This window comes from Paenibacillus cucumis (ex Kampfer et al. 2016), assembly GCF_019748695.1.
GTDB classification, from domain to species: domain Bacteria; phylum Bacillota; class Bacilli; order Paenibacillales; family Paenibacillaceae; genus Paenibacillus; species Paenibacillus polysaccharolyticus.
Window position 1 is genome coordinate 237,405 of sequence record NZ_JACLIC010000007.1, and the last position, 24,305, is coordinate 261,709.

19 protein-coding genes and 2 pseudogenes are annotated in these 24,305 nt (G+C 48.0%); 11 read left to right on the plus strand and 10 right to left on the minus strand.

Annotation, left to right across the window (positions count from 1 at the left end):
• Positions 1 to 361 precede the first annotated feature (361 nt).
• The 4 genes and pseudogenes from recQ to H7T88_RS04305 form a co-directional block, all read right to left on the minus strand.
• A complete protein-coding gene (gene recQ, locus H7T88_RS04290) occupies positions 362 to 2,242 on the minus strand; it encodes a DNA helicase RecQ (RefSeq protein WP_090921798.1) in 1,881 nt (626 codons plus the stop codon).
• Between the two features lie 297 nt (positions 2,243 to 2,539).
• Positions 2,540 to 3,382: pseudogene (locus H7T88_RS04295) on the minus strand (Rpn family recombination-promoting nuclease/putative transposase).
• A gap of 95 nt (positions 3,383 to 3,477) precedes the next feature.
• Positions 3,478 to 5,385, minus strand: a complete 1,908-nt coding sequence (locus H7T88_RS04300) for an ABC transporter ATP-binding protein (RefSeq protein ID WP_221787187.1) — start codon at positions 5,383 to 5,385, stop codon at positions 3,478 to 3,480.
• Between the two features lie 329 nt (positions 5,386 to 5,714).
• Positions 5,715 to 7,595, minus strand: a complete 1,881-nt coding sequence (locus tag H7T88_RS04305) for an ABC transporter ATP-binding protein (protein WP_221787188.1) — start codon at positions 7,593 to 7,595, stop codon at positions 5,715 to 5,717.
• 121 nt (positions 7,596 to 7,716) lie between these two features.
• Between H7T88_RS04305 and H7T88_RS04310 the strand changes: the two genes are divergently transcribed.
• Entirely contained in the window at positions 7,717 to 8,610 is an 894-nt protein-coding gene (locus tag H7T88_RS04310; RefSeq protein WP_221787190.1) for an AraC family transcriptional regulator, read from the plus strand.
• A 16-nt stretch (positions 8,611 to 8,626) separates the two neighbouring features.
• Positions 8,627 to 9,151 (plus strand): DUF5412 family protein, encoded by a 525-nt coding sequence (locus H7T88_RS04315; protein WP_221787191.1) that lies wholly within the window; start codon positions 8,627 to 8,629, stop codon positions 9,149 to 9,151.
• Between the two features lie 315 nt (positions 9,152 to 9,466).
• Here the strand turns inward: H7T88_RS04315 and H7T88_RS04320 are convergent, their stop codons facing one another.
• From H7T88_RS04320 to H7T88_RS04340, 5 genes are all read right to left on the minus strand, one after another.
• Entirely contained in the window at positions 9,467 to 10,573 is a 1,107-nt protein-coding gene (locus tag H7T88_RS04320) for a glycosyltransferase family 2 protein (protein WP_312027578.1), read from the minus strand.
• A gap of 648 nt (positions 10,574 to 11,221) precedes the next feature.
• Positions 11,222 to 11,956 (minus strand): class I SAM-dependent methyltransferase, encoded by a 735-nt coding sequence (locus tag H7T88_RS04325; protein WP_221787192.1) that lies wholly within the window; start codon positions 11,954 to 11,956, stop codon positions 11,222 to 11,224.
• The gene (locus tag H7T88_RS04330) at positions 11,943 to 13,754 is read right to left on the minus strand and encodes a nucleotide sugar dehydrogenase (RefSeq protein ID WP_260510696.1); all 1,812 of its coding nucleotides are present in this window, start codon (positions 13,752 to 13,754) and stop codon (positions 11,943 to 11,945) included. The genes H7T88_RS04325 and H7T88_RS04330 overlap by 14 nt, the downstream gene beginning before the upstream one ends.
• A gap of 34 nt (positions 13,755 to 13,788) precedes the next feature.
• A complete protein-coding gene (locus H7T88_RS04335; RefSeq protein WP_090917931.1) occupies positions 13,789 to 14,778 on the minus strand; it encodes a polysaccharide biosynthesis protein in 990 nt (329 codons plus the stop codon).
• Between the two features lie 17 nt (positions 14,779 to 14,795).
• Positions 14,796 to 15,485 carry a glycosyltransferase gene (locus H7T88_RS04340; RefSeq protein WP_111268253.1) on the minus strand — a complete coding sequence of 230 codons (690 nt, stop codon included), beginning with the start codon at positions 15,483 to 15,485 and terminating at the stop codon, positions 14,796 to 14,798.
• Between the two features lie 313 nt (positions 15,486 to 15,798).
• On the opposite strand from H7T88_RS04340, the gene H7T88_RS04345 reads away from it, so the two are divergent.
• The gene (locus tag H7T88_RS04345; protein ID WP_221787193.1) at positions 15,799 to 16,509 is read left to right on the plus strand and encodes a GT-D fold domain-containing glycosyltransferase; all 711 of its coding nucleotides are present in this window, start codon (positions 15,799 to 15,801) and stop codon (positions 16,507 to 16,509) included.
• Between the two features lie 278 nt (positions 16,510 to 16,787).
• Here the strand turns inward: H7T88_RS04345 and H7T88_RS04350 are convergent, their stop codons facing one another.
• Entirely contained in the window at positions 16,788 to 17,195 is a 408-nt protein-coding gene (locus H7T88_RS04350) for a hypothetical protein (protein ID WP_090917938.1), read from the minus strand.
• Between the two features lie 190 nt (positions 17,196 to 17,385).
• Between H7T88_RS04350 and H7T88_RS04355 the strand changes: the two genes are divergently transcribed.
• The 8 genes and pseudogenes from H7T88_RS04355 to H7T88_RS04390 all read left to right on the plus strand — a co-directional run bounded on the left by H7T88_RS04355 (position 17,386) and on the right by H7T88_RS04390 (position 24,091).
• Positions 17,386 to 18,528: an RluA family pseudouridine synthase gene (locus H7T88_RS04355; RefSeq protein ID WP_260510697.1), complete on the plus strand. Its 1,143-nt coding sequence runs from the start codon at positions 17,386 to 17,388 to the stop codon at positions 18,526 to 18,528.
• An 81-nt stretch (positions 18,529 to 18,609) separates the two neighbouring features.
• A complete protein-coding gene (locus H7T88_RS04360; protein ID WP_221787194.1) occupies positions 18,610 to 19,188 on the plus strand; it encodes an SLOG family protein in 579 nt (192 codons plus the stop codon).
• 201 nt (positions 19,189 to 19,389) lie between these two features.
• On the plus strand, positions 19,390 to 20,205 hold the full coding sequence (gene speD / locus H7T88_RS04365) for an adenosylmethionine decarboxylase (RefSeq protein WP_221787195.1): 816 nt from the start codon (positions 19,390 to 19,392) through the stop codon (positions 20,203 to 20,205).
• Between the two features lie 236 nt (positions 20,206 to 20,441).
• Positions 20,442 to 20,852 (plus strand): flagellar basal body rod protein FlgB, encoded by a 411-nt coding sequence (flgB, locus tag H7T88_RS04370; protein ID WP_221787203.1) that lies wholly within the window; start codon positions 20,442 to 20,444, stop codon positions 20,850 to 20,852.
• Between the two features lie 640 nt (positions 20,853 to 21,492).
• Positions 21,493 to 21,978, plus strand: a pseudogene (locus H7T88_RS04375) (GNAT family N-acetyltransferase); the annotation flags it as partial.
• Between the two features lie 141 nt (positions 21,979 to 22,119).
• Entirely contained in the window at positions 22,120 to 22,566 is a 447-nt protein-coding gene (locus tag H7T88_RS04380) for an NUDIX domain-containing protein (RefSeq protein ID WP_221787441.1), read from the plus strand.
• Entirely contained in the window at positions 22,563 to 23,438 is an 876-nt protein-coding gene (locus H7T88_RS04385; RefSeq protein ID WP_221787205.1) for a helix-turn-helix domain-containing protein, read from the plus strand. Before H7T88_RS04380 ends, H7T88_RS04385 begins: the two co-directional genes overlap by 4 nt.
• A gap of 107 nt (positions 23,439 to 23,545) precedes the next feature.
• Entirely contained in the window at positions 23,546 to 24,091 is a 546-nt protein-coding gene (locus H7T88_RS04390; RefSeq protein ID WP_221787208.1) for an ankyrin repeat domain-containing protein, read from the plus strand.
• Positions 24,092 to 24,305 lie beyond the last annotated feature (214 nt).

The following is a 24,305-nucleotide window of genomic DNA, read 5'->3' on the forward strand; positions in this document are numbered from 1 at the left end:
TATGGCTAGTGCAAGTCCGCTGCCCTCTACTGCGAGCGCTAACGATCAGGAGAAGCCTTATTTCGGCATATTCGGGCTTTTGAAAATTCTAACGATCCCCAGAGACGCTATTCTGCTAAAATCAGCTTGATCAGACTCATTTTTCAGAATTTTGAATGAAATAAGCTTCCTGGAGATCGTTAGCTTTCAAATGTCCCCGATTCAGGGCAAATAAGCTCCATGAGGATCGTTAGCTTTCCATCCTCTACTTGAGCAGCCTGTCAAGTCTGTAGGCCTCGGTCACAGATCAGATATCACTTATCTCTTGTCATTTATCCTCATCACTCACGAAATATTCACTATCACATATCGCTAACATATATCACTCATATTCATAAAAGGCATCATCGTCCGTATCCACTTCTTCACCCGATTGTTTCTGAAAGAATTCCAGGAACGGCAGTCCATACTTGCGGTACTTGACCTCACCGACCCCTTTAATGGTCAGCATGTCACGTTCTGTCTTCGGACATACCACACTCATCTCGCGCAAGGTGGCATCGTTAAAGATAATATAGGATGGCACATGTTCTTTGGCAGCCAGATCACGGCGGATCAGACGCAGCTGTTCGAACACCGTTTCGTTAACAGCCGATGGCATTGCATCACGTCCGCGGCGTCCGCCGTAGTTTGTACCGGAAGCTGTAGCCGCTGTTTTCCGTACGACACGCTGCATGACTTCGCGTTGACCTTTCAGCACTTCCACCGCCAGCGGCTGTAATCGAACCACTGGATATTGGCCCTCGGACAACATCAGGTAACCTTCGGATACCATCACGTTGATGATCTCTGCAATTTCGCGCTCTGTGCGATTGCCCATAACCCCGTATGTTGGCAAGGAATCGAAGCCGTAGTCCAGCACTTTTTTGGCACGGGAACCCTTAAGTACCGAAGCGACCAGCGATACCCCGTAGCGTTCACGCATGCGGTGAATGCAACTGAATATTTTTTGCGCATCAATGGTCATATCCACCAGCTCACGGTCATCTGTACACGAACTGCAAATGCCGCAAGGCTTGTCCTCGTGCACCTCACCGAAATAATCCAGCTGTGCACTGCGCAAACAGCGTGTGGTATAACAGTAATCCACCATCTGTTGCAGCTTGCGGTAATCGTTGGCTTTGCGGTCACCCTCCATCGGGTTCTGCTCGATCAGAAACTTTTGGGTGATGATATCCTGTGCTCCGAAAAGTAAAATACACTGACTTGGCTCACCGTCCCGACCCGCACGTCCGGCTTCCTGAACGTATGCCTCCATGTTTTTCGGCATGCTGTAGTGAAGCACATAACGCACGTTGGACTTGTCGATCCCCATTCCGAAGGCATTGGTCGCAACCATCACGCGAATATCATCGTACAAAAACTGCTCCTGGCTCTGCGCCCGTTCATCGTCCGTCATGCCTGCATGGTAACGTCCTGCTGGCAAACCAGCCTGCAACAAACGCTGATGCAGATCGTCCACGTCCTTACGGGTCGCGGCGTATACAATACCTGGCTCGCTGGCATGTTCGCGCGCGTAGTTCAAGACAAAATCTTTTTTGCTCTCGCCGCGTAGCACGCTAAACGCGAGATTATCTCGCCCAAGTCCGGTCACATACGTCTGCGGGTCCTGCAAACGCAGCAGCCGCAGAATATCGCCCATGACCTCGGGCGTCGCCGTCGCCGTAAAGGCCGCAACCACCGGCCGCTCCGGCAAACTGTCCACAAACGGCGCTACCGCCAGGTAGCTTGTCCGAAAATCATGGCCCCACTGCGACACACAGTGGGCCTCATCCACTGCCACGCACGAGATCGGCAGTTGCCCCATCTCATCGCGGAACCAGTCCAGCTCCAGTCGCTCCGGCGCGACGTAGAGCAACTTCAGCTCACCGCGCTGCGCCGCGCGGATGCGCTCATTCACTTCTCTGCCGCTTAACGTACTATTAATATAAGCGGCGGCAATGCCCGCGGTCGTCAGCGCATCGACCTGGTCTTTCATCAACGAGATTAACGGGGAAACGACCAGCGTCAGCCCCGGATATAACAGGGCGGGAATCTGGTAACAGATCGACTTCCCGCCCCCGGTCGGCATAATGCCCAGCGTATCCTCATATTCGAGCAGGCTGGAAACGATCTTTTTTTGACCCTCGCGAAAATCGGGGTAACCATAATATTTTTGCAGGAGACCCTGCGCCTCTTCTAAAGTAGGTGCTTGCACACTCATGTAAAGACTCCTTACTTGTCACCGATGTTCCTGCACCGGCTTGGTTCTATCCGATTCTGACATCCAAACGCGGCATCAACGCCGCATCCCTGAGAACAAAATGGCGTTCTCATGACTTGTCCGTCAAGCAAAACGCCGCTCCCTTTAGTTTAACGGGCACAGCCCGAATGAGCAACCGCGTTTTAATGTAAAAACCTGAATCTTCTCAAACACAAATAAAACAACCGTTCATCCCGGGTGGAGACAAACGGCTGCTTTCCGTTATTAAAACAAACTATTTTTTTGTAACGTACGGCTTTAGCTTTTAAGCGCTTTGACCTCGGACTCTGTTAAACCGCTGGCCTTGACGATAACCGAAACCTCAATTCCTAGTGAAAGCATGTTTTGGGCAATCTCCAAAGCTTTTTTTTGTTCTCCTTGAGCCATTCCCTTTTCCGTAGCCCATTCAATCATCGAGGCCTCATCATGCAAGTACTTTTGACGCTCCTCATACAATCGACGTGCCTCCCGATCCTGACTTAGAAACTCCAACGTATCCATCGCTTTTTTCAATGTCGGCTCATTCATTTGCAACACCTCCCAATTGGATTTGTCAGCACTCTTTAAGAACAAAAGCCAGTTAATTAACCCTCCTTCTATGGGGACAGATTGACCGTCAAGCTTGGAAAGTTCCATAAAGTGCACTTCTATATCATCACTCAGTTCAAGTCCAGTGTGATCTTCTCTCAAATGAAAGATATTATGATATTACTCATTGGCAATAAATGAATAATTTAGAATATTAATCGTCACACACTTCTTCAGTTCCTTATAGGACTGTCCTTCCTGCAACTGGCTAGAGTAACGCTTACTCCAATAGTACAGGGTTCTTTTCTCAATATCGTATTTATTAAACAGTTGCATCTCAATGTTTATCAGCTTACCTTCTGCCGTTTTAGCCCAAATATCAAAAATCGACTGTTTGTCTAGAGGAGCATCTTTATTTGTATACGGGTTGAGAAGTACAATCTCCGTCAATGGTGGGTCACCTGATTCCGCAAACGTTCGGTTTAAGAACACAAGCAACACATCTTTGTTTTCCTCACTACCAAAAATACGCTTGAAAACAAAATCGTTCCGTGGATCGAGCAAATCAGCCATCTGACCATCAACTCCGTTTCTATACATTATACCACGTCCGGTCTAGTTAATTGCATAATGAACTTAGTATCGCAAGTTACTTCCTTCTTCCAGTCTTACTCTCCCGACGCTGCATCCCCGACATTCATTCGATAGTACAAGCCTTTTCGCTCCATCAGCTGCTCATAAGTGCCTTCCTCGGCGATTTGTCCATGCCTTATCACTAGAATCCGGGAACACTGACGTGCGACCTCCATGCGATGAGTCACTAGCAATCCCGTCTTTTCTTGCATGAAGCGACGAAGTTGATGCATGACGAACTGTTCTGTCAGGTTATCCAGCGATGATGTCGGTTCATCCAAAATATACACATCTGAGGATCTCAGCATGAGCCGGGCAAGAGACAGACGCTGGCGTTGACCTCCGGACAGATTAGCTCCTTTTTCCTGCAAAATCGCATCATACTGGCCTTCCTGATTCTCAATGAATTCGTGTAAACCAGCCTGTCCAGCCGCAAGTTTTACTTCATTCAATGTAGCACTCGCGCCCAGACGGATATTCTCTTCAATCTTTCCCGTAAAAAAAGCAGGTGACTGCGGCATGTACGTCAGCCGGGATTGCTGATCCCGAGCCATAATCTGCTCTACAGCCTCGTTCCCAAGCATTACGCGCCCAAAAGTCGGTTTGATTAACCCTGCGCACACTTGGCATAACGTGGACTTCCCGGATCCGCTACTCCCCACAATTGCAACCAGTTCACCTGGAACCAGTCGGAGCGTAATTTGATCCAGAAGAGTCCGGCCGCTACTTTCATCCAATACCGTGACCTGATCCAGTGTCAGGATAGGCTGTCCATCGTCCATTAGTCCTTCTCGTGAGCTATATTGTAGTCTATCATCTGCTTCTACTCGCTCCTGTGCTAGATTCAGCCATGACGAAATCCGTGCAAACGCGCCTATACTGGACTGCATCTGGCTCCACTGACTGGACAAGCCTAGTACAGGCCATACCACAAGTTCAAACAGCAAGCTACTTGCCACAACCATTCCCGGTGACAAAGCGCCCTTCGCTGCAGCTAAAGCAATCAGAAATAATGCTGCCAATTGAGCCAGACCAAATACGGTCATCGCCACATTATCGGATATGCTTAAGGTCATCTGCAGCTTCGCCTGTACTCGGTTAAGTGATTGTTGCTGCATACGCAAGCGTGTGAGAAACCATGGCGAAGCGTTATATGCCTGGATCACAGGAACACCTTCCATGTATTGCTGAATCTGCTGCTGTGACTCACCCTCCATAGATTCCACTTCATCCGACAAGCGCACAATACGCTGGTCATATACTCTGGCCGTAAACCAGATTGCAGATGCACTGACCAAAGCAATAACTGCAACCCATACATCTGCACGATACAAGTACCCCAGCGAGAGAACGATAATAAAAACGACCGTGACTCCTTCTGCTATAGCTTCCACCACTTCTGCACCATGCTTCGTATCTTCTTTGATTCGCAGCATCACATCCCCGGACTTCTGCCTACGCGCCCATGGATAAGGCATCTGGTTGAAAAGCTGGAGCAGGTTCATTGACATATCCCTATGCATGGATTCTTTGAGCCGTACTAGCACATAGCGATGCATCGCCAGTAATGCGATAAACCCGATCAACACTGCGATAAAGGTTATCGCCGTAGCATTCAGTTTCTCCTGTCCTCCGTCATGGATTGCATCAACAAAAAATCCCTGCACAAAGGCCAGACCCCAATCGAACACCGCGTCCGCCGCAATAAAAAGAAACATAATGATTACCGCCCATCTATAGGGCTTCATAAAGCGCACAATAATCGGCCAAACCTTTCTCAGAGATGCTGTTTCCTTGGCCTTATTCACATCCTGATCTCCATCACTGTTATGATGCCCATCTTCATCTATGCGCTTATGTTCCTCTCGATCTGTACGCTTATGTTCCTCTCCATCTATATGCTGATTTCCCTCAACATCATTGTTCTTATAGTGCTCTTCCATCTGTGCTCTTGCCCTCCGCCTCTATGCACTCATGTTCATTTTCCTTCGACACTGATGCTTCATGCTTCATGTGCATCTCTTTTGTGGACACGTTTCATTCACTTTCTGCTTATCTTCGTATTCATCTTTCTGCTTATGTTCATATTCATATGACATGCTGTTCCCCCAGTTTTACTTATACTTCTACCTTTACCTTCGCGGGCTATCTCAATCTAATTCTTCACATTTACTTTTAAGAGTACTTCAGCTTTTTTGCCCTGTTATTTATTCAGACGTCTTCACTCTATCGATCTGGCTACTCTTTCGATCCGTTTACTCTTTCGATCGGTTTACAACTGTTCTGGCATTTCTCCGTATATCCGTTCTTCTGCATCCTGCTCCGCAAGGTAAGCAAGGTAACCATTCTCACGATTCAGCAGTTCACGGTGAGTACCGATGTCAACAACTTCTCCATCCTGCATATAAATCACCTGATCTGCACGCTCAATCAAAGATAAACGATGAGTGACAGCTATAATCGTTGTGTCATACTCCGTTGCTAACACCGTAAATAGCTCGTTCAACTGTTGCTCATGCCACGGGTCTTGTGAGGAGGTTGGTTCATCCAGCAATAAAATTTCCGGTTTTCTTAACACTGCTCTGGCGAGACTGATCCGTTGAAGTTCTCCGCCAGACATGTGTCCCCCTTGCGGCTGAAGCTCTGTCTTGTAAACGTTTGTCTGGTTCATAATGGCATCATGTGCATAAGTCATACGGGCAGCAAGCTGCACCTCTTCAGCAGACAGCCCTTCTGCGCCAAATCTAATATTCTCCTCTACGGTTCCTGAGAAAATGAAGGCTTGTTGTGGAACATAAACGTACTTTATATCCCTTTCTATGTCCTGATCAGGGTATTTAAGGGCCGCCAATCCCACAAAGTCCTTATAGGCAAACGCTGAATTATTTGAGTGATTTGAATCATTTGAGTGATTTGAGTTATTTGGAATATTCATCTGGATTGAACCGCTCGTAGGCGCATTTAAACCAGCTATCACTTTCAGTAAAGTCGTTTTTCCACATCCGCTAGGACCTGTAATTACCGTAAGTTTGCCTTTGGCGGCTGTAAAATATATGTTCGATAACACTTCTTCTTGCTCTGCATACCTGTAGGAAATCTGGTCTACATGAACACCTTCGGTCATAAACTTGTGCTGCGGCTGAGCGGCAGCCGGTTTCTTTTTTTCCAAATCCAACATTTCAAACACACGAGCCGCCTGAGAAGCCGATCCAATCACTTTACTCCATAGCCCTGACAATGCTTCGATCGGACGTGTCAACTGACTACTTGCGACCAGGAAAGCCGCCAATCCGCCCACATCCATATGTCCATGCAGAACTTGTAATCCACCGAGATACAAGATCAGGATCATGCCCCCGTAAGTGGAGACCCGTCCAGCGGCCTCCGTCAAACGCTGTAATACCGAAACAGACATCGTACGCTTAAATACCTGATTCATTCGTCTGCTAAACTGCTGCTGCATATAACCCGAAAGTCCGTAACTACGGATCTCCACCGGGGCTTGAATGATATCTGTCAGCAATTCATCCCTCGCCGCTGCACTTGCATTCAATCGGTCATGTTCTCGCTGCAGTTTTCGTCCAAGCCCTGCTGTTACCAACGGATAGATTAATGTGAATGCAATAATGGCAAGAGCAAGTTGCAGGTTCACCCAGCTGAAATAAGCAAAAGCCAGAACCAATTGAATCATATTTTTCGCAAGTTCGATTCCGTGTTGATTGATGCCTTTCTGAGCCTCCGTAGCTGAAGTCCATACTCTGGATGTGAGATCCCCCGTATGATACTTTGCCAGTTCTTGTGTATCTGTTCGAGCAAGGGAATGTAGCATCTTGGACTGTAAAAACACCTGGGTCTTCTGTTGGAATAAGGTCTCCGACCATGTTGTGAATAGGCTTACAATGACACGTAGCACGACAATCAAAACGCCGATGATCAACCCTGAATAAATAAGAGAAAACTGTGATTCCGCTGCCCCTTTGACCAATCTGCGAATGGATTCCAAATATCCTACCTCTACCAGTGAAGCGGCCAAAGCTGCAAGGAGCAATGGGATGATGAACATGCGATATTTTCCAGATAATGTCCATAAACGTATTAGTATTCGGGTGGGCTTATACGTTCTTTTGTCTGTTATGGTTTGGTCTGCTAACATATGTAATTACTCCAATCTTGTCATCAAATTAAGTATCTGGTTATGATATCATCAGTGATAAGGAAAAAATGAACATTTCTTGCTATCCCCTATAAATCAGGACGAAATAAGGAGTTTCTATATGCAACCAGATCTACTACAGACATTGGATACGTTGTTTGATTACATAGAAGACCATATTCATGAGAAGCTGACACTGGATCATCTCTCGTCGTTAACCCATATCTCCAAGTTCCATCTGCATCGCATGTTTAAGCATGCCAGCGGCCAGTTACCTGGAGAGTATATTCGTGCTCGCAAATTGGCGCGCAGTCTGGAGCAGCTGGTCGATCTGAACTGGAAGATCATCGATATTAGCGGACATTATTCTTTTGAACATGAGCAGTCTTACATTCGGGCTTTCAAACAGGCCTTTGGGATAACTCCTTTGCAATACCGCAAACAGGGTGCTGGTGATTTACAGTTTACGGCTCGTATGACTTCGTCGATGATTACGATCCTTCCGTATGGATACATTTTTCATCCGATTTATGTACGGAAACCTGCGATGAAGCTTATCGGTCAGCAATCTCAGATTCGATATGTGGATAACGAGGAATATTATAAATCCAATTCTGCAGGCAACCTTTTTTATGAAAAATACTCTCATCTGATCCCTAACGTGCTGCACGATAACGTATACATTGGATTGACCAATGAGATTGAAGAACATTACAGTACCTATCAGCCATCTGTTGAAGTTACGAGTTTGGAAGAGATCCCGGAAGAACTGAACGGCATCGAAGTGCCTGCCAATCAGTATGCCGTGTTCAAGTTTGTCTGTGATTTCCATCCAAGCCTGATTAATATCGATCATCTGGATAGTGTCTGGACGTTTATCGATGAATACTGGCAAAGTCATTCCGGATACAGCAAAAGTGATGCTTATTATTTTGAAAGAATAGACGGCAGTCTCGCCCAGGAGCATTACGGAGAACTGGATATTTATATCCCTGCCAAACAGATCACGCTCTAAAGGAAGGTGCATGATTATGACAAAAGATAGAACTCCTCGCCCGGATTCATCTCCAATAAACGCACACCAATCTTGGGTTCTCAGGCATCCAAACACTTCGATATTCATCGCCTTGTTTATGTTGCCCATCGTGGCGTTAACGCTTTTCTTTACGCTCCGGCCCTATCTTTCCACATTTGATCGTTCGGGTGAGGGCGATCTGAACTCGTCCATGTCATCACCCAATGGGGAATACACTGCGGAACTATACGGTGTTCCCTATGGCGGCGCAGCAGGCGGGGTGACGATCTGGGTAGACGTACGGAAAACAGCGGATACAAGCGCTTCGAATGCCAAAAGCATCTATCGCGCAGAGTTTCATGGCGGAAATCACCTCGAATGGGAAAGTGACAATACCCTTCGCATTGAAAACTGGAGCGAGTATAGTAACGAGACGGTTACCTTGAATATAGATGAAGAAATTTATGATGGATGGGGCTGGGCTTGCAGCAGCTTGCGTACAAAGGACCAGTATGTCCGATGTCTGGCACCTGAATCGTGAATAACATATGCTGATGAAATATCATGTCATGACAACTTTGCTTCGGAACATGGATACGGACGATAAGTTCAGTTGTTCTAAACGCGGTTTACACTGTTCATACTAAAACAAAGCAACAGCAAACCCCGTTTACCGACTTTCTCGGCTAAACGGAGTTTATTTTTATTAGGCCTCTGTAGAAGACCCTTATTGGATTGCTATATCTGATTGCTATATTTGAGAACTGTTATGATTCCCTTTCACCAATGGATTGCTAGCTTCATACTATTGGATGCCCCATCTTTACTTTCCGTTTTTTGTTCCTTCTTACATGTGCTATCCTTCTCTCTCTTTCCTCTGTTTACGAATGACGGCTTCGAGCTTCTCTCTATTTCCGATCAGGCCTGGATCATCCGGCAGATACTTCCGAGCTTTCGTGTTATGCAACAACGCCTGCTCCCAGTTGCCCAGTTGAGCATAACAGAGCGAAAGCCGGGCATGGGGCAGCCACGTTCGGCATGCAGCCGGTACAGGGCGCAGACCCGGATCACGGCTGCTTACATCCACCGCCTGCATATACCAATAAATGGCGGTGACGATCTCTTGCCGCTCATGGAAGCAGGCGGCAATGGCGCAGCAGAAATCGGCATGCGGCAAGTCGTACTGGAACGACTGCAGCAATGCGCCCAGCTTACGGCCCGGCTCGCCAAGCCGCTCATAACATTCCGCCAGCCTTGCGCAGGCAATGAGCCGATCTTCGCGGTAACCGCTGGGCTGCTCCAGCAGCTTCGCGTAACCGCGTGCCGCCGCTGCGTAGCGCTGGCGGTCATAACATTCGCCTGCATAGTAGAACAGCAGGCGTCCCTGGGCTATGCCCTCTTCGGCGATCCATTTGCGCAGAATGCGCACGTTTCGCGCCGAATGATTGCCCGCCTCGCGGCGATGGGTGACGGCAATATCTGCCGTAATGACCTCGCCTTGCGGGAAGCGCAGCTGCTCGTGCAGCCGGCCATGCCAGCGGCAACCGGCATCCCGCCTGACCAGGCGAAGCCTTCGGTCCGCCACCAGTGGACTTCCCTCCGGCCCCTCGGCCAGCGTATAGCCCATAATCACACCCGCCGTCTTACCTCCGGACGGCAGCTGCTCCTTCAACATCGTAAGCTTCGCCCGTTCCCCGGGCAACAGCACATCATCCGCATCGAGCCACAGGATATACTCCTGGGTGGCCCGGGCGAATGACTCATTTCGTGCTGCGGCAAAGTCTTCATTCCACACATACGTATAGACCTGGTCGGTATACATTGCAGCGATGTCCATCGTTCGATCAGACGACCCCGTATCCAGAATGATAATCTCATCCACAAGGTCAGTTACCGTATCAAGACACCTTGCCAGTGTGCGTTCTTCGTTCTTCACAATCATACACAAACTGATGGTGATCACGTTTTGAGCCCCTTCCTGTCGTACGCGTACTGATGCAACCCAATCCAAACAAGCTTTTGCAAATTCTAAAAATTCTAACGATCACAGATCACGCTATTTAGCTCATTTCAGCGCTTTTGAAAATCTAACGATCACAGATGAGCCTATTTTCGTATTTCAGGGCTAAATTTGAGGGAAATCGCTGAATTTAAGGCAAATAACGTCGCTGGTGATCGTTAGAATTCTGAGAGCTTCAAAATGGCCTAAATAAGGCTTCTGGTGATCGTTAGAAAAACTTGCCTCATTAATACGCTGTAATCTCTATCGTAATTGCTACTGGTACTGGTAATGGTAGTATTGCTAATGCTGTTGACTGTGGGTGTCGGTGGAACCCATGCTAATGGTATGGTCGGTGATATTGATACTTGAGTTAGCACAGTTACTTTGTTCTAAAGTGTGTAGAGGTAAGGTTGGTGTTTGTGTAGTTCGTGCTTGTGGTTACCCTACTCTCGCTGTGATCGCGGTTTTGTTACTGGTGTCAGTGGTGCCCATGCTAATGGTACAGTTGCTCATGTCACGCTTAAGTTAGTGGTGTTGGTGTTGGTGTTGGTGTTGGTGTTGGTGTTGGTACTTTTGTTAGTGTTACCACTCTGCGCCGCTTAGCCTTACTCATTCTCCTGAACGTAACCGTTTCAGCTGCTCCACGGCACTGTCCAGCGCTTTTTTACGCTGTTTCATGGAGCGAAGATGCTGCTGCTCCAACTCTTCAAAATGAATATGATCCAGTTTCGTCCAGTCCAGCACCTGGTTCAGAGGCGGTTTTACGTCGAGCTGTATTTTCTGGCGTTTGCGTGCTACACAACATAGATATTTATGATGAATTTCCAGTTTCAATACTTCAAAATAAGGTAATAAACACATCGCCAGATTACTCGCATAGAACGTCTGTTTATGATCGTAGAAGGGATGGTAACCATACGGAACTGTCACAATGAGTGTACCTTCCTCTACAAGCAGTCGATGGATCTGCAACAGCAGTGTTTCGGGATGCGCAAAATGCTCCAGCACTTCCCCTAGCAGGACAGTGTCAAACGTGGTTCTCGCCTTCCATTGCGTGATATCCAGCATGCGGAAATCGACATGGTTGCGGACGGGCTTGGATTCTTTAGCCAGCTCCTCTTGCGCATAACGGATACTTTCTTCCTCCAAATCCACACCTGTCACCCGAAACCCTTCACGCCCCAGCAAAATAGACGTAATTCCCTGACTGCATCCCACATCCAGAATACGTTTGCCTGTGGTCTCCCGGCACATCCAGTGCACGCGGGTCCTCGTCGCTTCATGAGAATCTTCGGAGTTGATCTGCCCGTAATAACGTTCGTTCACCCGATCATGATTCGCCATAGCCATCTCCCGTTTTCCCGTGCACATTTTTCACATTTTGTTCCGCCCATGCATCGTCTTGGCTTCCATATGATTCACCGTTCTCGTTTTCTGCACTTTCACCCGAGGTAACACTCTCGCGTTTCGTATCTGGATATCTTTCACTGTGTCTTTTTACATCTGCTCCTGCAGAATCTCTCTCTCTCGTGACCCGACCGCTGTTACTATGACCTTGCAATCCTGCCGCTTCATGCTCTGTATCTTGAAAACCCTCTTTCTCCATCCCTTGTTCCTCATGCTCTACATGTGCTGATTGCGCATCCGTTTCCCCACCAGCGCCCTTATCCTGCTCCAAGCTGTGTGCTCTCCCATGGTCATGTCGCTCAGGTTGACCCAGTACAACGATATGGTCTCCGCGGCATCCCGCCGTTGCGTTACGTGTATCAAAAATCAGCGGTGCATGATCCGCCATCTCCTGATAATCAAACGCAGAGTGGTCTGTCGTGATAATCACCAGATCGGCCCATGTCCACAATTCGGGCGAAGCAGGCCGGGACTGGAGCATGGAACCATCGTCTTGACGGAATACGGGCACCATTGGATCGGTGAAAACAACTTCGGCGCCCGCTGCGCTCAGCAGCCGGAAGACGTCGAGCGCAGGGGATTCGCGCAGGTCGTCAATGTCTTTTTTGTACGCCATACCCGCCAGTACAACGCGGGCGCCGCGAATGGAATGGCCGCGTTGCTCCAGCAGGGCTGTTGCACGCTGAACTACGTGCTCTGGCATCTGCCTGTTGGTCGCATCTGCAAGCTCGATGAACCGCAGCTCCGATCCCTGGCGATTGGCTGCCCAAGATAGATAGATCGGATCAATCGGAATACAGTGCCCGCCAATACCCGGTCCAGGATAAAACGGCATGTAGCCAAACGGCTTCGTTGCCGCTGCCTGTAATACTTCCCAGATATCCACGCCCATCTGCTCACAAGCCGGAGTTAACTCATTAACCAGCGCAATGTTTACGCTGCGGAACGTATTTTCAAAAAGTTTGGCTGTCTCGGCAACCGTTGTCGAGCTAACCGGCACGACTTCGTTCAGAAACGAGCCATAAAATTGTTTTCCGTAACTCAGACAGGCGGGAGTCGAACCGCCGATGATTTTAGGCGTATTTTTCACCCCATAATGCACGCTGCCCGGATCGACTCGCTCCGGAGAATAACAGACATGGAAATGCTCACCTGCAGTCCAGCCGCGCGCTGCTTCTACGGGCTGTTTCACATGCTCTTCCGTAGTGCCTGGATACGTGGTGCTCTCCAGAATGACAAGACTGCCCTGCTGAAGATAGGGGGTCATGCCCCCCACGGCTGATGAAATATAAGATATATCCGGCTGGTGTTCATCTGTTAACGGAGTCGGCACACAGATGACAATGACATCCGCACCTGCGACTGCTGCATAATCTGTGCCTGCCGTTAACAAATTCGCCTCCAGCAGCGTTTGAAGCACCTCATCTTCAATGCCGATAATATACGAATGGCCTGCGCGGAGCTTAGCCACTTTGCCTGCATCGATATCAATGCCATGCACCTGGTAACCGGACTGTGCCATCTCAACGGCCATCGGCAGTCCCACGTAACCAAGACCGATGACAACAGCCTTCAGGGAGCGGTCATGAATGCATTGAAGCGTGGTCTGCTGTGGCTTCGGGTAGAGCTGCTTCAATCGTTGCTGTTTCCGGCCACGGGGCTCTGCTGGAGCCTGTGCCTGCTTCTCCTTTTCGTCTTGACGTTTCTCTTCGGGATTCAGGCTGTTCTCACTCATCTCTTCCACCTCCAAACGTTCCGCCTCCCTTCCGTTAGTCGATATATCCTCCGGCACGCAAAAACGTAGCAATCGCCGGTTTGTTCATCATTTCACTGTCAGAGCGATACTGGTCAAACTTCACACGTGGCAGATGATCATAATGTTTCGTAAGACCTTGATCGGCATGCTCCGGCAAAATGACATAATACTGCGCATCGTACTGGCGAGTACGCGGTGCTTCGAATGGAGAGATCAGCACTTCGTGCAGCTTCTCCCCCGGACGGATGCCTGTCACTTTGTAATCGCCTGACGGGCGACCTGCCTGTTCCAGCATGACGGAAGCTAGTTCGGTCATGTTGCAAGCTTTCATTTTCATGACGAAGGTCTCTCCGCCCACCGCCGCTTCCGCTGCTTTGAGCAATAGATGAATGGCCTCGGTACGGGTCAGGAAAAAGCGAGTCATGCCTTCGTCTGTAATGGTCAGGCTTTTGCCTTCGTCAATCTGCCGCCGGAACAAAGGTACAACACTGCCGCTTGTGCCCAGCACGTTGCCGCCGCGGATACATACAAATCGGGTCTTCTCGCTCAGCCAGTTGGCACGAATCATCATTTTTTCGCCCAGTGCTTTGGTCATGCCATATACGTTAATCGGATCGACCGCCTTGTCGGTGGATACGTCAATGACTTTCGGAATCCCCATTCGGATGGCCGCCCGAATAATATTCTGTGTTCCAATCACATTGGTTTTAAATGCTTCATCCGGCTGATCCTCACAGACCGGGACATGCTTCAGCGCTGCCAGATGGAAGAGCACATCTACGCCTTGGCACGCTTCCTCCACTGCCCGGTAATCGCGAATATCTCCAATGATAAAACGCAGACGCGGATCATGATTGAACTCCCGCTGCATTGCAATCTGAGCATACTCGTTCCGAGACAGCAGCCGAATCTCCGCCGGGTTCTGCGCGAGCAGTACCTCCGTTAGCTTCTGACCCCAGGAGCCAGTTCCTCCGGTGACCAGAATCGTTTGTCCTTGAATCATGGATGAATCCCTCCTGTTCAGATCATAAATTCACGTAAAACCTGCGCCATCTCTTCGCGGCTTAAGCGGTCTTTAGGCGGTACTTTTTTGACGGACGTATTGCTGGAATGCACGATATTGACGTAGTTCCGCGGTGCAAGCAGCTCATGTGGCAAGTCGATCACGTTCCCATGCGTTCCTCGGCCGGGAAGTTTGACCCGATATCCAGCGGCATACTCCGCTGTCTTGTAGAGATAGACATAAAATTGAGGGGAGCGGTGAAACGCCGGCGCCATCTCGTTGTTCACACTGTCCCACAGATAACCGTTCTGATTAATCAAAGCCATCGTTTCTGGCTGAGGCTGCACATCATAGAGCTGCTGCACAAATGTTTTGTGATACAGATCGTCCGAATCCAGACGGGCAATATAGATGTTTTCTACGTCTTTGGCAAACTCCAGAATCGCACGTACACTCTCGATATGGGTTCCAAAACGAATATTCGAAGGCAGCGGCTCCTGGCTCGCCAAAATCTCCTGCATCAGCTCCCCGGATTCTTTGGAAAGCTTCACCACTGTCAAGAAATCTTGATTGGTCTGAGCCTTGAGACAATGCAATGTAAATGTGCGAAAAATGGTCATACGGCGCTCCAGCCATTCGCGGGTCAGCCGCTGCGGATCTAACCCGTAGTTATTGAAGTTAATCTCAATCACAACTTTCCTGGACATACCCTTCCTCCTCATGAACGCTGTAAGCCTATATGGCGAGTACAGACGTTTTCATAGTTTTTTTTAGAATGAAATCTCGCATCTACGAAACTCGTTCCTCGCGCTGATCGCTTACACTTCAATTCTCTTAAATGCCAGCACTGTATAACGTATGAACTCCCGAACATTCCGGCACCGACATATGTACTGATTTTCTTATAAATAGATTGATATACACCCCAAGTTATCTCTTGGAGGTCGAACGCACAGATCACGGTTTCTCTCGCGACATAGAATAGAGGAGCTTGATTTTCAAAGGGGGCAGGCATTCGGAATGAAATCTACTTATCTAGAAATGCAAGACGTGCTGGATCAGCTTGAAGCAGCTTTGCAAGAGAAGCGTCCATTCTCACTGGTGCGTGTGGGGGATGGTGAAAATATCGTGATGTCGCAAGAATCCGTATGGCCTATGGAGCAGGTGCTACAAGAGCGTTGGGCAATCAAAGCTAATCTCGGACAAAAGGGGCTGCGGCTTCCCAACCTGAAGATGCGGGACGAAGTCGCTGCTTCGTTGAAAAGAGCCACTATTGTGGGTGTCCTTCCGCGTGGAGACAGCACCATCAAGGCTCCGGATTACCTTAAGCGGCCGCTGACCGATATGATCTTTGCTCACTACGGCATCGCGCCTGCGTTGACCTGTCATGCTTGTGTGAATCGTGAACTTGTGCAAGTACCTCGGTTTTGGCAGATGCTTGCCGGCAAACGTGTGTTGCTTGTAACGCGTGAACTGGATGAGTTACAGGCCGCACTCGTTAAGGAGCCTTATCATCTCGACATCGTAAGTACACTGGCTTTTGACAACTATGATCAGATGGATGAGACCTTGCAATGGATTCAAACGCATCAGGATGACTTTGATGTTGCTCTGTTCTCTTGCGGGGTTAACGCCGTCATTCTTGCAGAACGAACAGCAGCGCTCGCAGGTAAAGTCGCTATCGATTTCGGCAAAGCCAATAACATGATTTTGAAAGGACGCGCCAACTAAGTTGCATCTACAGTATTCAGTTTTTCTCTATGCCCATGATCGATAGCGCTGCTTGTATCTTTACTTCTCCCTTTTTCTTCTATATCAAAGTCTTTCAACTCTCTCTTATAAATCAATGCTCTTACACTTCTGCTTCATCTCAAACTCAAAATCCCCGCCTCGGTAGGCGGGGATTTTGAGTTATATCTTGATTGGAATGATCTTGATTGCCATGTAACTTAAACGGGTACAACAAACGTTACTATAAGATGGTCTCTCTAAAGTCTTTCAAAGCTCCTTTAGTTGGTCGCGGCAATACCGTAGAACATCTCCGGCCCGGTTCGCACAGCTGTGGATACACCGGAGATGAATGACGTATATACATTTTCCAGCGCTGGTGGTGCAGCCAGATCCTGAGCTGTGAACGAATGGAACTCGGCACCGCCATTTTGCCCGACCGTTCCTTCTGCTCGATAGATGATGAAGAACGGATCGTACACAAAACCACGCACTATCTCTACAACAAACGTGTCGCCCAGTTCTCCTGTAACACCCACTGTACCATTCAAGGTAATGATAGGATTAATGACCCCCTGGGTTTGAAGACCGATAGCGCCGAAAGGTTCAGGGGATTCGGACAAAGGTAATCCCGGTGCCCCTACGTATCCCGAGTTCTCCGAGGTTCTCATATCGAGAAACACGCCCATGAAGTAACACCTCCAATGCTATGGGATAACATATTCTATGAAACTGATAACTCTTCGGATTGGATGGTTGGCAGATTTGATGAACCTATTTTTAATTCCGCGCGGTTAATGGTATATTGAACAGCATAACGAAATGAACGGATCGTATGCACACAAAGGGTACAAGCTGTTCAGAAGGAGATTGTCATTCATGAATAAACGCAAACGTTCAACCGGCGGTACATCTGCCAAAGGAAAATCATACGGAGGCTCTTCCAAGCCGCGTTCCGGCCGTCCTGGCACTTCATCATCCAAACCGAATCCCCCTCGTTCGGGAGAGGATACGAGTAAGGTTTCAGCTTCCCATTCGTCCGTGGCGCCTGCAAAAAACGGTGGCAAAGGAAGCAAACCGGCCAAACCGGCTACCGCATCCAAGCGTCCAGGCAATGCTTATTATCGCAAGTCCGAACCGCCACGTCAGTACAAGGTAACCGAACCGGATGAACTGCTGAATTTCCTGCTGAAGCATATAAAGTCAGGACGTAATGCGGTGAAGTCCATTTTGGGACGTGGACAAGTATCGATAGATGAGAAAGTTGTAACGAAGTTTAACGAACCTCTGCTACCCGGACAGATCGTATCCATCAGCAAAGAAGGGGCTGTAGCCGCTCCTTCTCTGACAGGTATTAACATTTTGCATGAAGACGACGACATCATTGTGATTAGGAAGGAAGCCGGACTCCTATCGATCGCGGCTGACAAAAGTGACGATCTGACCGCTTATCGCCAGCTGATGTCACATGTGCGTCGTACCAACGAACTGAACCGGATTTTCATCGTACATCGTCTGGATCGGGATACCTCGGGTGTGATGATGTTTGCCAAAAGTGAAGAGGTTCAGCAGCAGTTGCAAAACAACTGGAAAGAAAACGTACAAGACCGTGTTTATGTCGCACTGGTTGAAGGCGCGGTAGCTCAAGAAGAAGGCACCATCTCCTCTTGGCTCAAGGAAACCAAAACACTCAAGATGTACTCCAGTTCCCGTCCAAACGACGGGCAACATGCGGTTACGCATTATAAACGGCTGAAGTCGAACCGTGAGTTCTCCCTGCTGGAGGTTCGTCTGGAAACGGGTCGTAAAAATCAGATTCGTGTGCATATGGAAGACCTGGGACATCCGATTGCCGGGGATCGTAAATACGGCGCACGTACAAGAGATCTCGGACGTCTGGGACTCCATGCACGAGTATTGTCGTTTATTCATCCAACGACAGGCAAACTGATGACATTCGAAACGGATATTCCGAAGCCATTCCTGTATCCGTTCCGCGGAGAGGCAACACCTGCACAATAACGTGCTCATACGAAGACGGACAACCGACTAAGATGCCGTTCCTCACGGACTCATTGTCCGTCTGAAAGGAGGTTAACACGTTTGCAAAACCTGTTCATTACCGGTTACCGTGCACATGAACTGCAAATTTTTGGTCAGAAGCATGAGGGTATCCCTTACATTAAAAAAGCCATCGCCTCCCGCCTTACACCTCTTGTGGAAGATGGCTTGGAATGGGTGCTTACTCCAGGTCAATACGGTGTCGACCTTTGGGCCTGCGAGGTTGTGTTGGAGCTGAAACAGAACTATCCACATCTGAAGCTGTCGATTATCACTGCTTTTCAGAACCCGGAGGAACAATGGAAAGAAGACAAGCAGGAGTACTACCGTTCCATTCTGTCTGGAGTGGACTATTATGGTGCAATTAGCAAACAGCCATACATCGGGCCCTGGCAGTTCACCGCACGGGACGATCTGCTGCTGCGTAAAAGCGATGGCCTGCTGCTTGTCTATGACGAAGATGCCGGCGAAGGCAGCCCGCGTTTTGTAAAGGAAAAGGCATTGAAGAAACAACAAAATGAGCATTATCCCATCATTACGGTCACTTCCGAGGATATCCAATCGGTCGCGGAGGAAGAACGCATGAATGATTTTGCTTATGATGGGGACATCCCCTTCTAACTTTGGATGCTGTACGGCAAATTGCTGTGCAGTATTTTTTTCTGACTGGACTCCGTTTTTATTGGACTCTTAAGCTGAACTCAAGGAGTACGTCCGCTCGCCACAAATGGGAAACTCATGTTTTTTTTCGGGCAAGGTTGGGTATAAGTAGTATTAAAACTGCGATTTTTATGTCGTATGGGATAAAGGGGAACTGCAACCATGACTTTAACGCCAGAGCAGCGCATCCAGCTGCACGGGTTCAATAACCTGACCAAGTCACTCAGTTTCAATATGTACGATATCTGTTACACCAAGACCAAAGAAGAACGTGAAGCTTACATTGAATATATCGATGAACAATATAACGCAGACCGACTGACCCATATTTTGAAAAATGTATCGGACATCATCGGCGCACACGTCCTGAATGTCGCACAGCAGGATTATGTGCCGCAGGGCGCAAGTGTAACCATGCTGGTATCGGAAGGCCCGATCGTTGAGATTCCAGAAGAATCCTTCGATGAATCGCCTGGTCCCCTGCCCGATAATGTCGTCATGCAGCTGGATAAAAGTCACATTACAGTGCACACTTATCCCGAATTCCACCCCAGCGAGGGCATCAGCACTTTCCGTGCAGACATCGATGTTTCGACCTGTGGTGAGATTTCACCGCTGAAAGCGTTGAATTACCTGATTCACTCGTTTGATACAGATATTATGATTATGGATTATCGCGTGCGTGGTTTTACAAGGGATACAAGCGGGCGCAAGCTGTTTATTGACCATGAGATCAGTTCGATCCAGAACTATATCCCGGACGAGATCAAAAGCGGGTTCGATATGATTGACGTGAACGTCTATCAGGAGAACATTTTCCACACCAAATGTAAGCTGAAAGAATTCGACCTGGATAATTATCTGTTCGGGTACACCAAGGACAAGCTGAGCCAAGCGGAACAACAGGAGATCACCGAGTGGCTGAAGCTGGAGATGGACGAGATTTATTACGGCAAAAATATAGACCGTTCTTCCTGATTGGACAGACCAGTCAGGAGTGATGTCACCATGAATAAAGACAAGTGATTCTGATCCTGCTGACTTCCTTCACGGAAGCACATATTTGGGTCATATACTTGTCTTTATTATTGTTTAGTTCGGCTGTGACTGTGAGCTCACCAGCCATATGTTACTTTGAACAGATTGACAGTGTGTGGGCGAATTTCTTAAAATAGTGGGAACTGCACTCGGATGCGGTAAAGGAGGAACAGGGTATGATTGAAACGAATACGACCAAGCGTAATGAATCCCTTTTGCAAGCCTTAAACGCGCGACATGCAGCCATCACGAACAACATTGCTAACGCCGATACGCCCAATTACAAAAAGACCACCGTTGAGTTTCAAGATGAGCTTAGACGTATCATCGAGAACGGTAAACCCGGACAACTCCGGATGCAACGCACGCATGAGAAACATTTTCCCGTCAGCAATCCCAATGCCTCCATCGTGCAGTACCGAGTGATGCAGAACAACGAAACAGCCATGAACAATAACAACAACAATGTAGATATTGACCGGGAGATGGCTATGCTTTCCGAGAATCAACTCATGTATAACTACATGGCTGATCGAGTCAGCGGACATTACAAAAAAATGAAAAATTTATTGAATGATTTAAAATAAAAGCTTACACCAGCAGCCCTCGTGGCTGTTTTTTTGTGTATGAGGTAGAAATGCCGATGATAAAAGCCAAAATGATAGGCAATAAAACATAAGATAATATAAGTAATATGCCTGTTCCTGGCGAAGGTTTGTCCCCCGACTCTGTAATAGGAATTGTATAATTATTAATGAGAATAAAAACAATATAGAACGGAATCCATGAAACAGTTGGAATATATTTGAATTTTTCATCATGTAGCATTCTCTTCGTTATGAAATAGAACAACACCACAAATGAAACCAAAAGCAGAATACTAATAACATTTATTAAAAGTGACATTGTGTTATTTGACCAACCCGTTAATCTTGTGATCCGGTAATAGTTTAGTTGTGGTAGATAGAATACATATAGAAAAATAGCACTTGGAATACTACATAATATTATTTTATTGAACCGATTCATAGTTTCACTCCCACATTATCCCTTTGTATATAATATAAAACAATTTCTCGATCAGCTCTAGTACTTTCAAGTGTAGCGTCTGCAAGCGTTGATCCAAGTTCTCCGCCGACCAATCCACACTGGAAGTTCGGTATTTATCAGGGCTGTAGTATAATGGGATAAGCGAAGAACGTTAGATTATATAAAAAGAGGTGCAACATGACTCGTCAATACAATGCGTTTCAAGGCTCCAAAGTCAGACTCACGGCACCCTGTCCCGAAGACAGCGTGCAAATCGCACATTTTACACAAAACTACGAATATATGCGTAACTTGGATACGGATATTGTGACGCCACAAACATCCGATGAGACCGGATCTTCTTCCGTTCGGAACGGTCAAGATTTCGAATTTGCCCTGCGCACGTTGGAAGACAATCGCTTTCTCGGATTTGTTGCCATCTATCGATTGGAATGGAATAACCGCTCTGCACAACTGGCTATCGGCATTGGTGAAGAACGAGATCGTGGCAAAGGTTATGGCAGTGACGCTCTTGCGTTGATTTTGCGATATGCATTCCATGAGTTAAACCTGAATCGAATTGCTCTTGACGTGATTGAATACAACGAAGCCGCAAGACGGGCATATCTCAAGGCCGGATTCCGCGAGGAAGGCCGGCATCGTGCCGCTGTTCTTCGAGACGGTACACAGTACGATCTGATCTCGATGAGTATTCTGGCAACGGATTGGTCTGCTCAGACAGGTTATCCCGTTTCGTTTCAGCCAGGGTCTAGTTCGGGTAGTACAAGTGTTTTCCCTTCGGCAGGCTCTACTACGGTTGGTAGCATGGCGGTCGAGGCCACTCCCCGAATCGGCGTAGGTGCAGTGATCCTTAATGAACGAAATGAAGTGCTCCTCGTTTGGCGTAATCGTACGCCCGAACAGCATACCTGGAGTATTCCCGGCGGGAAAGTCGATCTGTATGAAACATTGGAAACGGCTGTTATTCGGGAGGTTAAGGAAGAAGTCAATCTGGATATTGTGATCGACGGCCTTCTCTGTACCGCAGAAACGATTCGCCCTGAACGACAGGAGCATTGGATTTCCGTGCTTTACTCCACTAAGGTAGTTAGCGGAGTAGCACGCAATTTGGAAGAAGGCGGAGCCATTGGGGAGATTGGCTGGTTCCCGCTCCATAAACTACCTTCTCCACTCGCCAGCTTTGCCGTCCCGGCATTGGAAGCAATAAAGCAACAATATACACAGAAACATGGCACCGACATCTCACAATGAATAGCTTTACGGGAAATACATTAACGCAACGTAGCGTCCCTTTCATACTGCATGAGTCCAGACACCAGTTCGACTGGAAAGGTCAAGGTGCCCTTTCTCTGAAAACGTTCCGTTACGGAACATCATTATACGAAGCGGGTCATGGACATTTTGCAGTCGATCAGGACAGATATTTGCTTTTGAACGAAGGACAGGAATATCAGCTACATATTGATTCACCTGTTCCTGTCGAATCTTTTTGCATCTTCTTCCCTTCGGGGCTAGTGGAAGAGATCGGTCGGAATATCTCAGGAAGTAACCGCTATCTCTTGGATGAGCCTTATGCCACATCCTCCCTTGGTACACTGGACTGGATGGAACGAACATATCCTATGACCGATCAACTAGGAGCTGCTCTTGAGCGATTGCGCTCCTCCTATGCCTCTCAGGCCGTAGATGTATGGGGACTAGAGGAACAACTCTATCAACTGGGCGTGCACATGCTTGTTTTGCACCGTGAGATTCGGTTGGAAATCGATAGCCTGGATATGGTGAAATCTTCAACCCGAAACGAGATATATCGAAGAATCTATATCGCACACGAGTACATGACAGCCTACTATAATAAACCTATCACGCTTGCGGAGACTGCCTCAGCCGCGCATCTGTCCGTGAATCATTTTCTTCGCAGTTATAAAAAGGTATTCGGAATATCGCCACATCAATTTTTGACGGAACGCAGGCTTCGGGCCGCCTGCCAGTTGTTATCCAATACGGATCTCCCTGTTACAGAAATCTGTTACAACGTCGGTTTTGAGAGCCTTGGCTCGTTCAGCTCCCTTTTCTCCAGACGATTCAAACACTCCCCTGCACAGCATCGGATAAAAAGGTGATTTTCGAGAAGCACTGCCCGTGTGAACGATCTATCATGAAGTTAGCTCCGAACGAGCTTACGCCACATTCCCTGTGTGTACAGATACGAAAGAGGAGGTTTTCACAGATGAAAGACACAGATCAGAATACAAAGCAGCTAGAACCATTGGAACAGTTATTTGAAGCTGCACAGCAGAATAATGCGGAAAAAGTAAAGTCCCTGCTAGCTGTACAACCAGAACTGGCCAACACGGAAAACAAGGATGGATTGACACCGCTGGGATATGCCGCACATTTTGGAAGCACGGAGAGCGTACATGCCCTTATTGAACACGGTGCGGATGTGAATGCGATCTCTCATTCCCTTATCTCCTTCATTCCCTGCAACACAGCGCTACACGCCGCACTCGCTGGAGAGCGTTCAGTGGAAGTGATCAAGCTATTGCTGGAACATGGCGCATCCACGAGCACCCTTGACAGTGATGGACAGCAAGCCCTTCACACGGCTGCCTTTCATACCGATCAGACAGCCATTATAGACTTGCTGCTTGAATATGGAGCCGATGTCAAAGCATCTAACACATCCGGCGAAATCGCACTAGATATTGCGAAGCAACGTGGTCATACCTCTGTCGCTGCTCGTCTGGAGCAAGCGATGGCAAAGCTATCCTAAGCGGGATAGATATAAGCCGCGATAACGATGTGAATCCGTACTATACTTGGGACTCATGCTACACTTGAGACTCGGCATCGTACCTAGAAGGCTATTCGAGATCATACTTGTAACCGTCAGACTCTTGCTGGAGCCGTAATGCTCATGAGAGGGCTGACGGTTTTTGCTGTATAATGCAACGAAACTTTCTGAAGATCAACATGCACAACATTTT